12 protein-coding genes are annotated in these 15,830 nt (G+C 67.0%); 8 read left to right on the forward strand and 4 right to left on the reverse strand.

Going from position 1 to position 15,830, the window contains the following annotated elements; genetic code table 11:
- Window positions 1-179 precede the first annotated feature (179 nt).
- Window positions 180-929, reverse strand: a complete 750-nt coding sequence (locus ABIE08_RS13610) for an ArsR/SmtB family transcription factor (RefSeq protein WP_354551833.1) — start codon at window positions 927-929, stop codon at window positions 180-182.
- A 356-nt stretch (window positions 930-1,285) separates the two neighbouring features.
- On the reverse strand, window positions 1,286-2,860 hold the full coding sequence (locus tag ABIE08_RS13615; protein WP_354551834.1) for a hypothetical protein: 1,575 nt from the start codon (window positions 2,858-2,860) through the stop codon (window positions 1,286-1,288).
- Between the two features lie 85 nt (window positions 2,861-2,945).
- Between ABIE08_RS13615 and cysQ the strand changes: the two genes are divergently transcribed.
- From cysQ to cysN, 3 genes are all read left to right on the forward strand, one after another.
- Complete coding sequence (gene cysQ, locus ABIE08_RS13620; RefSeq protein ID WP_354551835.1) at window positions 2,946-3,758, forward strand: 3'(2'),5'-bisphosphate nucleotidase CysQ; 813 nt, start codon at window positions 2,946-2,948, stop codon at window positions 3,756-3,758.
- Between the two features lie 154 nt (window positions 3,759-3,912).
- Window positions 3,913-4,836: a sulfate adenylyltransferase subunit CysD gene (cysD, locus tag ABIE08_RS13625; RefSeq protein ID WP_266330713.1), complete on the forward strand. Its 924-nt coding sequence runs from the start codon at window positions 3,913-3,915 to the stop codon at window positions 4,834-4,836.
- Window positions 4,836-6,746 carry a sulfate adenylyltransferase subunit CysN gene (gene cysN / locus ABIE08_RS13630; protein WP_354551837.1) on the forward strand — a complete coding sequence of 637 codons (1,911 nt, stop codon included), beginning with the start codon at window positions 4,836-4,838 and terminating at the stop codon, window positions 6,744-6,746. Before cysD ends, cysN begins: the two co-directional genes overlap by 1 nt.
- Before the next feature lie 653 nt (window positions 6,747-7,399).
- On the opposite strand, the gene ABIE08_RS13635 is transcribed toward cysN, so the two are convergent.
- Window positions 7,400-9,154 carry a hypothetical protein gene (locus tag ABIE08_RS13635; RefSeq protein WP_354551838.1) on the reverse strand — a complete coding sequence of 585 codons (1,755 nt, stop codon included), beginning with the start codon at window positions 9,152-9,154 and terminating at the stop codon, window positions 7,400-7,402.
- A 116-nt stretch (window positions 9,155-9,270) separates the two neighbouring features.
- A complete protein-coding gene (gene ppk2, locus ABIE08_RS13640; RefSeq protein WP_396309408.1) occupies window positions 9,271-10,158 on the reverse strand; it encodes a polyphosphate kinase 2 in 888 nt (295 codons plus the stop codon).
- A gap of 347 nt (window positions 10,159-10,505) precedes the next feature.
- On the opposite strand from ppk2, the gene ABIE08_RS13645 reads away from it, so the two are divergent.
- The 5 genes from ABIE08_RS13645 (at window position 10,506) to pstB (ending at window position 15,806) form a co-directional block, all read left to right on the forward strand.
- On the forward strand, window positions 10,506-11,852 hold the full coding sequence (locus ABIE08_RS13645) for an ATP-binding protein (protein WP_354551841.1): 1,347 nt from the start codon (window positions 10,506-10,508) through the stop codon (window positions 11,850-11,852).
- Window positions 11,853-11,983: 131 nt separating this feature from the next.
- Window positions 11,984-13,033 carry a phosphate ABC transporter substrate-binding protein PstS gene (pstS, locus tag ABIE08_RS13650; protein ID WP_354551842.1) on the forward strand — a complete coding sequence of 350 codons (1,050 nt, stop codon included), beginning with the start codon at window positions 11,984-11,986 and terminating at the stop codon, window positions 13,031-13,033.
- A gap of 84 nt (window positions 13,034-13,117) precedes the next feature.
- Window positions 13,118-14,110, forward strand: coding sequence for a phosphate ABC transporter permease subunit PstC (pstC, locus tag ABIE08_RS13655; RefSeq protein ID WP_436409552.1), 993 nt, complete (start codon window positions 13,118-13,120; stop codon window positions 14,108-14,110).
- 11 nt (window positions 14,111-14,121) lie between these two features.
- Window positions 14,122-15,024: a phosphate ABC transporter permease PstA gene (gene pstA / locus ABIE08_RS13660; RefSeq protein ID WP_266330719.1), complete on the forward strand. Its 903-nt coding sequence runs from the start codon at window positions 14,122-14,124 to the stop codon at window positions 15,022-15,024.
- Window positions 15,021-15,806 (forward strand): phosphate ABC transporter ATP-binding protein PstB, encoded by a 786-nt coding sequence (pstB, locus tag ABIE08_RS13665; RefSeq protein ID WP_354551843.1) that lies wholly within the window; start codon window positions 15,021-15,023, stop codon window positions 15,804-15,806. The genes pstA and pstB overlap by 4 nt, the downstream gene beginning before the upstream one ends.
- Window positions 15,807-15,830: the final 24 nt, after the last annotated feature.

Here is a 15,830-nt window from a genome sequence, read left to right on the forward strand (position 1 = left end):
AGGGGCGGGCAGGAGCTTCCCGGCCATTCACGCTGGAGCCCCGCTCCGCCGCCATCCCTGCGCAAGCCGGGAGATCCAGGCATCTGCGCGCCCGGAAGCTTCCATGGAGAAGCAGCCCGGGATTCCGGCGAGGCTGGGGCGGCGCCGGAGTCCCTTCGCCGGACTGGCGCGGGAGAATCCTACTCCAGCACGAAGCCGAACACCTCGGCGAAGCCGGCCGAGCCCATGGGCGTGACCGCGATCGCGCGGCTGTCCTTGATCCGCTCGATCCAGCCCCGCTCGAGCAGGTGTCGGCAGAGCTCGGCGCCGAGCCGGCCGGCCAGATGATGGCGGCGCTCGCTCCAGTCGAGGCAGGTCCGGCAGAGCGGGCGCGAGCCCTTGTCGAGAGTCCTGGCGACCGGAGCGCCAAAGGCGTTTGCCTGGGCGCTGCCCGATTTCCGGTTCAGATCGATGCCGAAATCGCACAGGAAGCGGTCGCCCTCCGGCGTCACCAGCCCCGCGCCATCGGCGAGCCTCACATGGCCGCGCGCCACCAGGCTGTCGGCGATGGCGACGCCGAGGCGGCCGGCGAGATGATCGTAGCAGGTGCGCGCCGCGCGCATCGCCTCGTCGCGCGGGCCGGTCGGGCGGTGTCGCTTCGGGCCATCGGCGACCAGCGACATCAGCGCTTCCAGCGCCTCGGCCACGGCGGGCGTCGCCAGCCGGTAATAGCGGTGGCGGCCCTGTTTCTCGACGGCGAGGATCTTTGCCTCGGTCAGCTTGGCGAGGTGGCCGCTGGTGGTCGGCGCGCCGACGCCGGCATGGAAGGCGAGTTCGCCGGCCGAGAGCGCCCGCCCGTCCATCAGCGCGGACAGCATGTTGGCGCGGGCGACATCGCCGATCAGGGCGGCGATTTCTGCAAGCGTGGTGCCGGAGACGAGGTTGCTCATGCCGCCAGCATAACCCGCCCCGCGCAGGCGGTCATCGAAGGACGTTTCGGCGGCGGCCGAAATATGGGGGCAGGATGTCGACTGTCAGAGGCGGAGCCATCCCTTCACCTCTCCCGGAGGTAGATCTTCGCGGCTCGTCTGTAGAGCGCCTAAGCCTGCCTCCCTCAGCCGTCATCCCGGCGAATGCCGGGATCCATAAGCGCAGGCTCGCCGGGGAGTGGCCGGCCAGGGCTTGTGGGGCCGGTGTTCATGGGCCCCGGCCTTCGCCGGGGCGACGCACACTGCCATGCGCCGGGGCACTCAAAGCCATTGTCGAGGAAGCGACGGTCTCCCGCAGGGACAGGTGAAGAGCGTCTTCACTCAACCCGAGTGCAGCCCTGCATCGCCAGCGGAATGAGGGCCGCGTCGCGGGCGACCATCACGAGCTGCACGTCGCCGAGCGGGAAGGCGCAGACGGTGGCGTCCCTGGCGATCGCCGCCGGGATCGTCTGGTAGGCGCCGAGGACGAGGAAGGCGATCGGCCGGTCCGCCGCCTTGGCCCAGAGCATGGCGATCGGGTCGGTGTCGGGGTCGAGCGTTTCGAAGGCGAGATGGTCGGACGCCGGGGCGTAGTGGCGCAGCGCCTTTTCGATCGGCGGCGCATCGGCCAGGATCGTCGTGTCGCGCACCCCCTTCTCGTGCAGCAGGGCGGCGACCGGGCGCCAGTCGAACTTGCGCGGCGAAACCAGCATGTCGAGCGCCTGCAGCAGTAGCCCGGCTGCGAGCAGCGCCAGCGTGGCGCCGACGGCAAGCCGCATGCCCCGATCGGCCAGCAGGGCGGCGACGCCGGCGGCGGCGAGCAGGATCGCGGCCGGCAGCATTCCGATCAGGTAGCGCCCGGCGCTGGCGGAGAAGGCGCCGAGCGCGAGGAAGACCAGCGGCGTCAGGAAGGCCGAGACGGCGAGCATCCGGTGCGGCGCGCGCTGGCGGTTGGCGATTAGGCCGATCGCCATCAGTGCCAGCAATGCGAGCGCCAGCGGCGCGGTCCATTCCTCCGGCAGGAAGCGGTGCAGGTCGCGCGGCACGGCCAGGCCATAGGTCTCGCCGAATGCCTCGCGGATGCGGAACGCCGAGGGGATCCGGCTCTGCCACTTCATCAGCCCGACCGGCTTGGCCGCCTGGTCGAGGATGGCGGGAAGCAGGCACAACGCGGCGGCGAGGATGGCGGCCCAGGTCACGGCGATATGCCGGATCCAGAGCCGCTTCTCGGCCGGCTCGAACCGGCGGAAGCCGCAGGCGAGCAAGCCGAAGTGCTGCATGGCGACCGAGACGATGCCAGCGGGCATGGCCAGTGCCGCGCCGATGGTGCCGATCGTGGCGAGGATTGCCTGCCGGCGCGGCGGGGCGCGCCGGGTGAGCAGCCCGATTTGGCCGGTAATGGCGAGGGCGATGAAGGCGAGCATCAGCGCATAGGGCCGCGCCTCCTGGCCATACTGGATCAGCGCCGGATAAAGCGCGTAGAGAACCGCCGCCGCGACGGCGCCGATCCCGCCGGAAAGGCGGAGCGCCACCAGCGCGATGAGGCCGCCCGCCAGGCTGTCGAGGATGGCGGAGGGCAGACGCAGCCAGAATTCGTCGGCCCCGGCCAGCCCCAGCATTTTCAGCAGCGCGAAATAGGTCGGGAAATGACCGTTGGCGAGCCGGTCGGCGACGAGGTCCCGCCAGGAGCCGGCGATGACGTCGGCGGTGATCGTCTCGTCGAACCAGAGCCCCAGATGCCCCAGCGTCGACAGCCGGATGACCAGGCAGAGCGCGAAGGCGGCGAGAAAGACGGGGAGGGGGGCCAGCGCGAAGGGTTTGCGCGCGGGATGGCCAGGGGTCGGCGGCGAAGTGGCGATGTCGGTGTCCTCTCGGGTCGGCACGATCATGGCGTCGGCGCGGCCGGCTGGCAATCGCGACCGCGCTTGGCGCTTGTCGAAGGCCGCGCATCGGGCTACGAGCCGCGGAGACTTTCCTTCGCCAGCCCAGCGAGATCCGATGCCCGCGCTCGACGACGCCCTCTACGAAGCCCTGATCGCGACGACGATCGCCGCCGGCCGCGTCGTGATGCAGGTCTATGACGGCGCCTTCGCGGTCGAGCACAAGGGCGATGCCTCGCCGGTGACCGAGGCGGACAAGCAGGCCGAGATCGTCATCCTCGCAGATCTGGCGCGCCTGACGCCGGAGATCCCGGTGGTGGCGGAGGAATCCTGCGCCGAGGGGCGCATCCCGACGGTCGGTCGCTCGTTCTTCCTGGTCGATCCCGTCGACGGCACGCGCGAATTCATCAGCCGCAACGGCGATTTCACGGTCAATATCGGCCTGGTCGAGAATGGCGTGCCGGTGCTCGGTCTCGTCTATGCGCCGGCGCGGGGCGATCTCTATGCCGGCCGGATCGGCCTTGGCGCCGAGCATCTTTCCATCGTCGATTTCGAGGTTTCGGCCCGCCGGAGCATCCAGGTTGCCGATCCCGCGCAAAGTCCGCCGCGCATCCTCGCCAGCCGCTCGCACCGCACGCCCGAGACGGATGATTTCATCGCCCGCTTCCCCGGCGCGTCGCTGGTCGCGGCGGGATCGTCGCTCAAATTCTGCCTGATGGCCGCCGGCGAGGCCGATCTCTATCCGCGCATGGGGCCGACCATGCAGTGGGATACGGCGGCGGGCGACGCCGTGCTGCGGGCGGCCGGCGGTGCGGTCGAGACGGTCGGCGGCGCCGCGCTGGCCTATGGCCCCGGCCCGGGCGAGGGCGTGCGGGCCTATGCCAATCCGTGGTTCGTCGCCCGCGGCGCAAGGGTTGGATCCGGGCCTTAGACGACTAAATCGATCTAGTTTACTGAAATCAGGTTGCGGGATTTGGGCCGATCGCGGCACGGATCGCGGCATCCGCGCGGATATACGGCATCCCCGTTGCTTGAGGCGAAGGCCCCCGGCAGACTAGGTTTCGGCTCCAGTCCGGAGTTCCCCGATGTCGCCACGCCCCCCATCGCCGCATGCCCCGTCGCATCTTCGCCGCCTCGAAGCCGAGGCGATCTTCATCATGCGCGAGGTCGTGGCGAATTTCGAAAATCCCGTGATGCTCTATTCGATCGGCAAGGATTCGTCGGTCATGCTGCATCTGGCGATGAAGGCCTTCTATCCGGCCAAGCCGCCCTTCGCGTTGCTGCATGTCGATACGACATGGAAGTTCCGCGAGATGATCGCGTTTCGCGACGAGACGGTGAAGCGGCTGGGGCTGGAGCTTCGCGTCCATACCAACCAGCAGGGCAAGGCGGCCGGGATCAATCCGTTCGATCACGGCTCGTCCAACTATACCCAGGTGATGAAGACCGAGGCGCTGAAGCAGGCGCTCGACGCCGGCGGCTATGACGCGGCCTTTGGCGGCGCCCGCCGCGACGAGGAGAAGAGCCGCGCCAAGGAGCGCATCTTCTCCTTCCGCTCGGCCAATCACGGCTGGGACCCGAAGAACCAGCGGCCCGAGCTCTGGTCGCTCTACAACACCCGCATCCAGCCCGGCGAGACGATCCGCGTCTTCCCGCTGTCGAACTGGACCGAGCTCGACATCTGGCAATACATCCTCGCCGAGGAGATCCCGATCGTGCCGCTCTACCTCTCGGCCGAGCGGCCGGTGGTCGAGCGCAACGGCCAGCTGATCATGGCGGATGACAGCCGGATGCGGCTCCTGCCCGGCGAGGTGCCGCAGAACCGCCGCGTCCGCTTCCGCACGCTCGGCTGCTATCCGCTGACGGCGGCGGTCGAATCCGACGCCGACACCCTGCCCGAAATCGTCCGCGAAATGTTCCTCGCCACCACGTCCGAGCGTCAGGGTCGGCTGATCGACCATGACGAATCCGGTTCGATGGAGAAGAAGAAGCGCGAGGGATATTTCTAATGGCCGAGATCTTTTCCGCCCATGCCGTCGCTCCCGATGACGGCGCCAGCTTCCTCGCCGCGTCGGACGACAAGGGCATTTTGCGCTTCCTGACCTGCGGCAGCGTCGACGACGGCAAGTCGACCCTGATCGGCCGGCTGCTGTTCGACACCAAGAAGCTGTTCGAGGACCAGCTGGTCACGCTCGAAAAGGATTCGAAGAAGTTCGGCACCGTCGGCGACGACATGGATCTGGCGCTGCTGGTCGACGGCCTCGAGGCCGAGCGCGAGCAGGGCATCACGATCGACGTCGCCTATCGTTTCTTCGCCACCGACAAGCGCAAGTTCATCGTCGCCGATACGCCGGGCCACGAGCAATATACCCGCAACATGGCGACCGGCGCCTCGACCGCCGATCTCGCGGTGCTGCTCATCGACGCGCGAAAGGGGATCCTGACCCAGACGCGCCGCCACGCCACCATCGCCTCGCTGCTCGGCATCCGCCATGTCGTGTTGGCGATCAACAAGATCGATCTCGTCGGCTTCGATCGCGGCGTCTATGACGCCATCGTCGCCGCCTTCGACGCGGATGCCGCCCATTATGGCTTCGGCAGCCGCGTCGCGATCCCGCTGTCAGCCCGCCATGGCGACAATGTCAGCGCGCTCAGCCCGAACACCGACTGGTATCGCGGCCCGACGCTGATCGAGCATCTGGAAAATGTCGAGCTGGAACCCGGCATCGACCGGCCGTTCCGTTTTCCCGTCCAATGGGTCAACCGGCCGGACCTGACCTTCCGCGGCTATGCCGGCACGATCGCCAGTGGCACGGTGCGTCCGGGCGACGAACTGGTCGTGGCGCGCTCGGGCCAGGTCGCGAAAATCGAGCGCATCGTCACGCATGATGGCGACCTCGCCGTCGCCGGCACCGACGAGGCCGTGACGCTGACGCTCGACCGCGAGATCGATGTTTCGCGCGGCGACGTTCTCGTGGCGGCCGAGGCGCGGCCGGAGGTGTCCGACCAGCTTGCCGCCCATCTGATCTGGATGGCCGAGGAGCCGATGCTGCCCGGCCGGCCCTATCTGATGAAGATCGGCACGCGCACGGTCGGCGCGGCGGTGACGGAGCTGAAGCACCGGGTCGAGGCGGACACGCTGAAGCCGCTCGCCGCCAAGACGCTGGCGCTGAACGACATCGGCTTCGCCAATCTCTCGCTGGCCGAGCCGATTGCCTTCGACGCTTACGAGGACAATCGCGCCACCGGCGCCTTCATCCTGATCGACCGCTTCACCAACCAGACGGTCGCCGCCGGCATGATCCGCTTCGGCCTGCGTCGGGCCACCAACATCCATCGCCAGGCGCTTGACATCGACAAGGCGGCGCGCAGTGCCGCCAAGGGCCAGAAGCCAGGCATTCTCTGGTTCACCGGCCTTTCGGGCGCGGGCAAGTCGACCATCGCCAATCTGGTGGAGAAGAAGCTGCACCTGATGGGGCGGCACACCTACCTGCTGGATGGCGACAATGTCCGCCATGGCCTGAACCGCGATCTCGGCTTCACCGACGCCGACCGGGTCGAAAACATCCGCCGCGTCGCCGAGTCGGCGAAACTGTTCGTCGACGCCGGGTTGATCGTGCTGGTCTCGTTCATCTCGCCCTTCCGTTCGGAGCGCCAGCTGGCGCGCGACCTGGTGGAAGAGGGCGAGTTCATCGAGATCTTCGTCGATACGCCGCTGGCGGTCGCCGAGGCGCGCGACGTGAAGGGCCTCTACAAGAAGGCGCGCGAAGGGCTGATCAAGAATTTTACGGGTATCGACAGCCCGTATGAAGCCCCGCTCGCCGCCGACATTCACCTCGACACGACCTCGGGCGACAGCGAACAGCTCGCCGATGAGATCGTCGCCTATCTGGTGGCGAAGGGCTATTCGGCGGGGTAGGACAGCCGGGGGTTGATTCCCCCCGCTCACCGGGAGAGGTGAGGGAGCCGCTTCCCACCGTCCGTTGGACACTCTCGGCCATCATCCTGAGGTGCTTCGCGCAGCGAAGCCTCGAAGGAGGATCCAGCGGAACGAAGGCCGCTTGGCGGTCATGATCATGGGCGCTCCCTGGACCCTCCTTCGAGGCCCGGCTTCGCCGGGCACCTCAGGATGATGGTCGAGGGTTGGGGAGGGTTTTTGCCGTCGGACATAGCGCGAAAATTCGCGCTCGACCGGCCCTCCCGTTGGGAGAGGTCGACGGCCACAGGACGACGGGTGAGGGCGTAGGGAACCATCGGGCGAGGCCACAAACTCTCACCGCTCCCTCAGGGAGAGGTGAGGGAGCCGCCTAGAAGATTCCCACGCAAATGGCGGGGGCAGGAAAGTCCGTCGCCCCGGCGAAGGCCGGGGCCCATGAACACCGGCCGCGCAAACCCTGGCGAATTGTCTGGTGCAAGACGGAGTGTCTGGATCCCGGCCTTCGCCGGGATGACGGCGAGGTCGGATCGTCGTGTGGAGTTCGCCTCACCGACATTTGAACAATCTCCGCCATCATCCTGAGGTGCTTCGCGCAGCGAAGCCTCGAAGGAGGATCCAGCGGAACGAGGGGCTTCCTATTTCAGGACTTCTATCCGCACCGACTTGATGTCGGCGGCCGTGCCATCGCCGGGGATGCCGGGTTCGATCAGAACCGCGTCCGTCTCGGGTCCGCCGCGTTCTTTCGGCACCGTCCAGGTCGCCGAGAGCGGGGCGTAGTCCTTGCCCAGTTCGCCGTCCTTCCAGGGACTGAGACTGCGGCCGTTCTGATAGGCGAAGCGGAGCGAGTGGGTCGGGCTGGTTGCGGCGGCGCGCGCCACGACGACGATGCGGATGGTGCGGCCGGCCAGGCGTTCATAGACGCCGCGCCCGACCGTGATCCGTGATCCCGTCGAATGGATCGAGGAGGAGACGCGCGCGAAGCCGCCCTGCGTGTCGCCCTCGAAGCGGACCGGATTGTCCGGCAGCGACTGGAACACGCTCGGATCGCGGCCATCGAACAGGTTGAGCGTCTCGAGCGCCAGCGCGCCGGCCGGGATCTCCGCCACCGGCGCCGGGGTCGCAGGCGTGGCGGGGGTGGGGGCCTCTTCCGGGGGGGCGGCGGCGATGACGCCGGCAATATCGGTCGGCGGCGCGGGCTGCGCCGGGTCGGGGGTGGAAGGCTCGGTCTGCGTGGCGGTCGCGCTCGGTGCCGGGCTGCGCGACAGCAGGAAGGCGGCGCCGCCGAGGCCCGCGACGAGCAGCAGGATGACGCCGGCAATGATGCCGATCATCCGGCCGCTGACCGCGCCGGCGAAATCGCGTAGCCTGTCACCAAGGCCGCGGCGGGGCTCGTCTTCGTCGAGCGGGTCTTCGTCCTGCGCATCCGCGTCGAAGGCGTCTTCGTCGCGGTCCTCTTCGACCTCGTCTTCCAAAGCCGGGAGCGGCTGGGCGCGGGAGGCGGCGCGAACGTCGAAGCGCTCGCGGTGGCGGCGCAGGATGTCCTCGGCCGATTCCCGGCCGGAATCGTCGTCCGCCGGTTCTTCCTCGTCGGGCTCGTCGTCGCGGGTCTCTTCCTCGTCCAGAAGCTCGGCCTCGTCGGAATCCGCGTCGTCCGCGGACTCTTCCTCGAAAAGTTCTTCCGTCTGCTCCTCTTCGGACGGCCGATCGTCCTCGGCGTCCTCGGCGTCCTCGGCGGGCTCGTCCTCGGCAGGCTCGTCCCAGGGGCGCGACGCTTCCTCATCGGCGGAGTCGGACTCTTCTTCCGGGCGCCAGCCCTGCGTCGCGCCGGGCGCGGCCGCGGGGGCTGCCTGGGTCGACTTGGAGAGAATGGCGCTGTCTCGCCGGCCGGCCGGCTTGTCGGAAACCGTGCCGTCGAGCGCGGCAAGGGCGGCGAACAGGGCGGCATCGGCGCGCTGCGCGGTGCTCGCGCTGTTCTCGCCGTCGCTGCGGGCGGGCGTCGGCGAGCCGATCTGCGACAGCGGCTCGAAGCGCGCCAGCTTGCGCGCGGGTTCGCGCGGCGGCAGCGCCAGCGCGGTCGAAAAGGGCAGGGCTTCCGGCTTGGCCAGCACGCCCGGCTCGGGCGTGACCAGGCTGGACGGTTCGTCCTCGGCCTCGTCGTCCTCGGGCGCATCGCCGTCCGCGTTCCGGTGTTCGCTGAGGATCGACGCGACGACGCCGTCGAACTCGTCGATCTTGCTGTCGATCTCGCTCGGCGTCAGCGGCGGGTCGTAGGACCACAGAAGCCGGATCATCGCTTCGCGCGCGCTGGTGAACATGCGCTCCCGACCGTCGTGGTCCGATGGGGCGAGGTGCGCGACGGAGCGGCGCAGGACCGTTTGGAGTTGGCTCATAACGCTCGGGAATGACCGGAAAAGGGTGAACGAACGGTTGATAGCACCGCCTGAAGGCGAAACTTCGGCAAGCGCGCGGCTCCTTCAGGGGCTGAATCCCGAAGGAGCCGCGTGTTTCAACCCTTCTTCAGGAAGCGCGGACCGGCTCCGAGGATCAGCGGATCCGGCTCGCGCACCACGTTCTTGTCGCGGCCGGGATAGTCGATCTTGCTCAGCACGTAGCGGATGATGTTGAGGCGGGCGCGGCGCTTGTCGTTGGCGAGCGCGATGATCCAGGGCGACTTGTCGGTGTGGGTCGATTCCAGCATCGAGTCGCGGGCCTTGGAATAGTCCTTCCATTTGCCGAGCGCCGCATAGTCCATCGGCGACAGCTTCCAGATCTTCAGCGGGTTATGCCGGCGCTCGTGGAAGCGCTTCAGCTGCATCTCCTGGCCGATATCGAGCCAGAACTTGAACAGGATCGTGCCGGCATCGATCAGCCCGGCCTCCAGCAGCGGCGCCTGGCTGAGGAACACCTTGCGCTCGTCCGGCGTGCAAAAGCCCATCACCGTCTCGACGCCGGCGCGGTTGTACCAGGAGCGGTCGAAGGTGACGATCTCGCCGGCGGTCGGCAATTGCTCGATATAGCGCTGGAAATACCACTGGCCGCGCTCGGTATCGGAGGGCTTCGGCAGGGCGACGTCGCGTGCGTTGCGCGGATTGAGATACTGGCGCAGCGCGAAGATGGCGCCGCCCTTGCCGGCGGCGTCGCGGCCCTCGAACAGCATCACCACCTTGAGGCCCTTTTCGATGACGTGATGCTGCAGTTTGACCAGCTCGATCTGCAGCGCCGTCAGTTCCTCCTCGTATTTGTCGGATTTCATCGACTTGTCGTAGGGATAGCCGCCCGATCGGAACGCTGCCTCCTCGACCCAGGCCGGCAGGACGGGATCGTCGAGGTCGAAGCTGCCGAGCTTGGTTTCGATCGGCGGGGAGTCGACGCTGGGCTCCAGCTGCTTGGGCAGCGGCGCGGCGGCCTTGCCCTCTTCGGGCTTGCCCTTGTCGCCATTCTTGCCGTTCTTCTTGGCGTCGCCGTTTTTGCCGTTGCCGTTCTTGCCTTCGTCGCTCTTGCCGGCGTCCTTGCCGGTCTTCGGCTCGTCGGACTTGCCCGCTTCCGCTTTCAGATTGTCGGATTTGGACTTCTTCTTGTCTGAATTCGCCATGTCGATCCCGATCTCTTACATAGGAGCCGTTTGGAGGACGACACTGCCATGCTGTCATCTGCTTGTCCTGTACGACATGCGATGATGAGCCGGCATAGTCATGGCGGATCTCCCGCTTGGGGAGCGCCATCTTGGGAAGCGGAAACGGAATGAGCGACAGGGACCGGATCGTCGAGGACGAGGCGCAGGAGGCCGCGAAGCGCGGGGCGATGGCCCGGCTGGTCGAGGCGCGGCCGTTTTTCCTGACGATGGCGGCGCTGCTTCTTTTCCTCGTGCTGATCGACCAGGCCAGCGCGGTCGCCGCCGGCCTGGTGTTGGCTGCGACGATCGGCTTCTTCGCGCTCTTCCTGCGTGGGCCGGACGAATTGCCGGTCCGCCTCAGCAGCCGCCCGCCGCCGTCGATCTGGCCCGAGACCGGCATCAAGCGCATGGCCGACGCGCTGCCCGATCCCTGCGTCATCCTCGATCGGCGCGGCGTCGTGCGCTATGCCAACAGCCGCGCCGAGGCGACCTTCCCGATACGGCCGGGCGATCCCCTGACCTTCCGGCTGCGCAATCCCGATTTCGTCGGCGCCTTCGACCGCGTCGCCGCCGGCGGCGCGGCGGAGAAGGTGCAGTTTCTCGAGCGCGGCGCGACCGAGCGCTGGTACCTGGCCTGGTTCTCGGCGCTGGAGCCGGCCGGCGGCGCCAGCGACCGCTCCGGCTTCATCATCCTGATCTTCTCCGACCTGACGGAGCAGCGGGTGAGCGAGAAGATCCGCGTCGATTTCGTCGCCAACGCCAGCCACGAACTGCGCACGCCGCTCGCCTCGCTCTCCGGCTTCATCGAGACGATGCAGGGCCCGGCCAAGGACGACGCGGTGGCGCGCCAGCGCTTCCTCGGCATCATGCACGACCAGGCGACGCGCATGAGCCGGCTGATCGACGATCTCCTGTCGCTGTCGCGCATCGAGATGAAGGCGCATATGCGCCCCGAGGCGCCAGTCGACCTGACCGGCGTCATCCGCGGCGTGGTCGATGCGCTGGAGCCGCTGGCGCGCGATCTCGGCGTCACCATCGAGACGGAGCTGCCGGAGACGCCGCTGGTGGTGCCGGGCGACCGCGACGAGCTGGTGCAGGTCTTCCAGAACCTGATCGAGAATGGCTGCAAATATGGAAAGCTCGGCCAGCGCGTGCAGGTGACGGCGACGCCGCCGCCCGGCGGACGCGGCGGGCCGGTGGTCACGGTGCGCGATTTCGGCGCCGGCATCCCGGCCGAGCACCTGCCGCGCCTGACTGAGCGATTCTACCGCGCCGACATCCAGGCGAGTCACGCCCAGCGCGGCACCGGCCTCGGCCTCGCCATCGTCAAGCACATCCTCAATCGCCATCGCGCCCGCCTGCTGATCGAGAGCCGCCCAGGCGAGGGGTCGAGCTTCACTGTCGCATTCAACGTTGCCTTCTCCGGGGCTTCATTGCCCGCTGAAGGAAAAAGCCGTGATGTTTCCTATATTTAGACTGTCATAAAAGAGTGATGATACCGTCATAGAACCATTACCTGTGGTGACTAGGGTCCGCTCGCGTCCCGGTCGCAAGTCGTCGGGGCAAGCAACTCGCAAGTTCCGGAACCCCGTCAGGGAGACGTCAGGTGACATTCAAGAAATTCGCACTCGCGGCCGGCCTTTTCGCCGCCACCATCGGCTTCGGTTCGGCCCAGGCAGCGGACATTTCCGGCGCCGGCGCGACCTTCCCTTATCCGGTCTACGCCAAGTGGGCGGACACCTATAAGAAGGAAACCGGCGTCGGCATGAACTACCAGTCGATCGGTTCCGGCGGCGGTATCAAGCAGATCAAGGCCAAGACGGTGACCTTCGGCGCGTCCGATGCGCCGCTGAAGCCGGAAGAGCTGGCCAAGGCCGGCCTGGTCCAGTTCCCGACCGTCATCGGCGGCGTGGTTCCGATCATCAACGTCCCCGGCCTGAAGCCCGGTGAAGTGACCCTCGACGGCCAGACGCTGGCCGACATCTTCCAGGGCAAGATCACCAAGTGGAACGACGAGGCGATCAAGAAGCTCAACGCCAACGTCAACCTGCCGGACATGGCGATCGCCGTCGTGCGCCGCTCGGACGGTTCGGGCACCAGCTTCGTGTTCACGACCTACCTGTCGCAGTCCTCCAAGGCCTGGGCTGACGAAGTCGGCGCCGCTTCGGCCGTCGAATGGCCGGTCGGCCTCGGCGCCAAGGGCAATGAGGGCGTCGCCGCCAATGTCGGCCAGACCCAGGGTTCGATCGGCTACGTCGAGTATGCCTTCGCTGCCCAGAACGGCATGTCCTACACCAAGCTCGTCAACAAGGACGGCCAGATCGTGGCTCCGGAAGCGGCCAACTTCGCCGCCGCCGCCGCCAACGTCGATTGGGCCAATGCTCCCGGCTACTACGTCATCCTGACGAACGAGCCCGGCGCGACCTCCTGGCCGATCACCGCCGCGACCTTCATCCTGGTGCACGCCAAGCCGGACAACGCCGCCGACGTCGCCGAGGCCCTGAAGTTCTTCAGCTGGGCCTACGACAAGGGCGACGCAGCCGCGGAAGAGCTGCACTACATCCCGCTGCCCGACTCGGTCGTCGCCAACATCAAGGCGACCTGGGCCAAGGAAATCCTTGGCGCCGACGGCAAGCCGGTCTTCGCTGCAAACTAGGCTCGATCAGACGGAAAGAGGGGCGCACTGCCCCTCTTTCTTCCTTCACAATATTGGCTCCCAATGCGGAACCGGGAAAACAACATGGTCGATGCTGCGATGACAGGCGCGATCAGCGCCGGCATGGATAGTGCCAAGCTGAAACGCATGAGACGGTTCAAGGCCGGGGATGCCACCTTCCGGGCGTTGACCCTGAGCGCCGCGCTGATGGTTCTGGTGCTGCTGGGCGGCGTCATCATCTCGCTGGTGCACGGCTCGATCCCGGCGCTCTCGACCTTCGGCTTCGGCTTCATCACGAGCCAGTCCTGGAATCCCGTCACCGAGAAGTTCGGCGCGCTGGCGCCCATCTACGGTACGGTCATCACCTCCTTTATCGCGCTCCTGATCGCCGTTCCCGTCGGCATCGGCATCGCCATCTTCCTGACCGAGCTCTGCCCGCCCTGGCTGAAGCGTCCGATCGGCGTCGCCATCGAACTGCTCGCCGGCATTCCCTCGATCATCTACGGCATCTGGGGCCTGTTTGTTTTCGCCCCGTTCTTCCAGACGACGATCCAGCCCTTCCTGATCGACATCTTCGCGCCCATCCCGGTGCTGAACAATCTCTTCGCCGGCCCGCCCTACGGCATCGGCATCCTGACCGCCGGCTTCATCCTGGCCATCATGGTGCTGCCCTTCATCACCTCGATCACCCGCGACGTGTTCGACACGGTGCCGCCGGTTCTGAAGGAAGCGACCTACGGCCTCGGCTGCACGACCTCGGAAGTCGTGACCAAGGTGGTGCTGCCCTATACCCGCGTCGGCGTCATCGGCGGCGTCATGCTGGGCCTTGGCCGCGCGCTCGGCGAAACCATGGCCGTCACCTTCGTGATCGGCAACGCCCACAAGATCTCCGCCTCGATCCTGTCGCCGGGCACGACCATCTCGGCCTCGATCGCCAACGAATTCACGGAAGCCGTCGGCGATCTCTACACCTCGTCGCTGATCGCGCTCGGCCTGATCCTCTTCGTCATCACCTTCATCGTTCTCGCCGCGGCGCGTCTGCTGCTGATGCGCATGAACGTCAAAGCCGGCAATTGAGGCGCCCGATCATGGCAAGCAATCTCGGCACAATCGGCTCCGGCGGCCTTTCCGCCGCCTCGACGCCCGCCGCCCAGGCGATCTACCGTCGCCGCCGTCGCGGCAACAAGATCCTGCTGACGCTCTCCGTCGGCGCCACCATCTTCGGCCTGGCCTGGCTGGTGCTGATCCTCGGCGCGCTGCTCTATCAGGGCTTCAGCGGTCTCTCGCTGGCGGTCTTCACCGAAATGACGCCGCCGCCGGGCTCGGCCGGTGGCCTTCTGAACGCCATCATGGGCAGCCTGGTCATGACCTTCGGCGGCGTGATCATCGGCACGCCGATCGGCATCCTGGCCGGCACCTACATGTCGGAATACGGCCGCAACAACAAGCTGACGATGGTCGTGCGCTTCATCAACGACATCCTGCTGGCGGCGCCGTCGATCGTCATCGGCCTGTTCGTCTATGAGGTGGTCGTCGTCCGGATGGGGCACTTCTCGGCCTTCGCCGGCATGGCGGCGCTCGCCATCCTGGTCATCCCGGTCGTCGTCCGCACGACGGAGGACATGCTCAACCTGGTGCCGAACCAGCTTCGCGAGGCTGCCGCCTCTCTCGGCCTGCCGCGCTCGATCATGATCCGCCACGTCGCCTACAAGGCCGCGATGTCGGGCATCGTCACCGGCGTGCTGCTGGCGATCGCCCGCGTCAGCGGCGAAACCGCCCCGCTGCTCTTCACCGCGCTGAACAACCAGTTCTGGAGCACCAACCTGAACGCGCCGATGTCGTCGCTGCCGGTGACGATCTTCCAGTTCGCCCTGTCGCCCTATCCGGATTGGCAGAAGCTGGCCTGGACCGGTGCCCTGCTCATCACCTTTACCGTGCTGGCGCTCAACATCGTCGCTCGCGCCTTCCTCAGCCCCAAGGCTCAAAAATGACCCAGTCCGCGATGAACACGGCCGGCATGGCCGAGAAGATCTCGATCCGCAATCTGAAGTTCTTCTACGGCGACAACCTCGCGCTGAAGACCATCAACCTGCCGCTGTTCGAGAAGAAGGTCACCGCTTTCATCGGCCCGTCGGGTTGCGGCAAGTCGACCCTGCTGCGCGTGCTGAACCGGATGTACGACCTCTATCCGCGCCAGCGGGCCGAGGGCGAGGTGATCTTCGACGGCAAGAACGTGCTCGACCCCGACCAGGACCGCAACATGCTGCGCGCCCGCGTCGGCATGGTGTTCCAGAAGCCGACGCCGTTCCCGATGTCGATCTACGACAACATCGCCTTCGGCATCCGCCTGTATGAAAACATCTCGCGCTCCGAGATGGACGGCCGGGTCGAGGCGGCGCTGACGCGCGGCGCGCTCTGGAACGAGGTCAAGGACAAGCTGCACACCAGCGGTCTCAGCCTCTCCGGCGGCCAGCAGCAGCGCCTCTGCATCGCCCGCACCATCGCGGTGCGGCCGGAAGTCGTGCTGTTCGACGAGCCCTGCTCGGCGCTCGATCCGATCTCGACCGCCAAGATCGAGGAACTGATCGACGAGCTGACGACCGATTACACGATCGCCATCGTCACCCACAACATGCAGCAGGCCGCCCGCGTCTCGGACTACACGGCCTTCATGTATCTCGGCGAGCTGATCGAGTTCGACGAGACCACGAAGATCTTCACCGCCCCGAGCGACAAGCGCACGCAGGACTACATCACCGGTCGCTTCGGCTAAGCCGGGCCACGGGTAGGAGCACGA

This window comes from Kaistia defluvii (genome assembly GCF_040548815.1).
GTDB lineage: Bacteria > Pseudomonadota > Alphaproteobacteria > Rhizobiales > Kaistiaceae > Kaistia > Kaistia defluvii_A.

Bases quoted from the DNA above. Each gene is read 5' to 3' on its own strand.
- ABIE08_RS13610 (WP_354551833.1), bottom strand. From the start codon at position 929: ATGAGCAACCTCGTCTCCGGCACCACGCTTGCAGAAATCGCCGCCCTG.
- cysQ (WP_354551835.1), top strand. From the start codon at position 2,946: ATGCCCGCGCTCGACGACGCCCTCTACGAAGCCCTGATCGCGACGACG.
- cysD (WP_266330713.1), top strand. From the start codon at position 3,913: ATGTCGCCACGCCCCCCATCGCCGCATGCCCCGTCGCATCTTCGCCGC.
- cysN (WP_354551837.1), top strand. From the start codon at position 4,836: ATGGCCGAGATCTTTTCCGCCCATGCCGTCGCTCCCGATGACGGCGCC.
- ABIE08_RS13635 (WP_354551838.1), bottom strand. From the start codon at position 9,154: ATGAGCCAACTCCAAACGGTCCTGCGCCGCTCCGTCGCGCACCTCGCC.
- ABIE08_RS13645 (WP_354551841.1), top strand. From the start codon at position 10,506: ATGAGCGACAGGGACCGGATCGTCGAGGACGAGGCGCAGGAGGCCGCG.
- pstC (WP_436409552.1), top strand. From the start codon at position 13,118: ATGGTCGATGCTGCGATGACAGGCGCGATCAGCGCCGGCATGGATAGT.
- pstA (WP_266330719.1), top strand. From the start codon at position 14,122: ATGGCAAGCAATCTCGGCACAATCGGCTCCGGCGGCCTTTCCGCCGCC.
- pstB (WP_354551843.1), top strand. From the start codon at position 15,021: ATGACCCAGTCCGCGATGAACACGGCCGGCATGGCCGAGAAGATCTCG.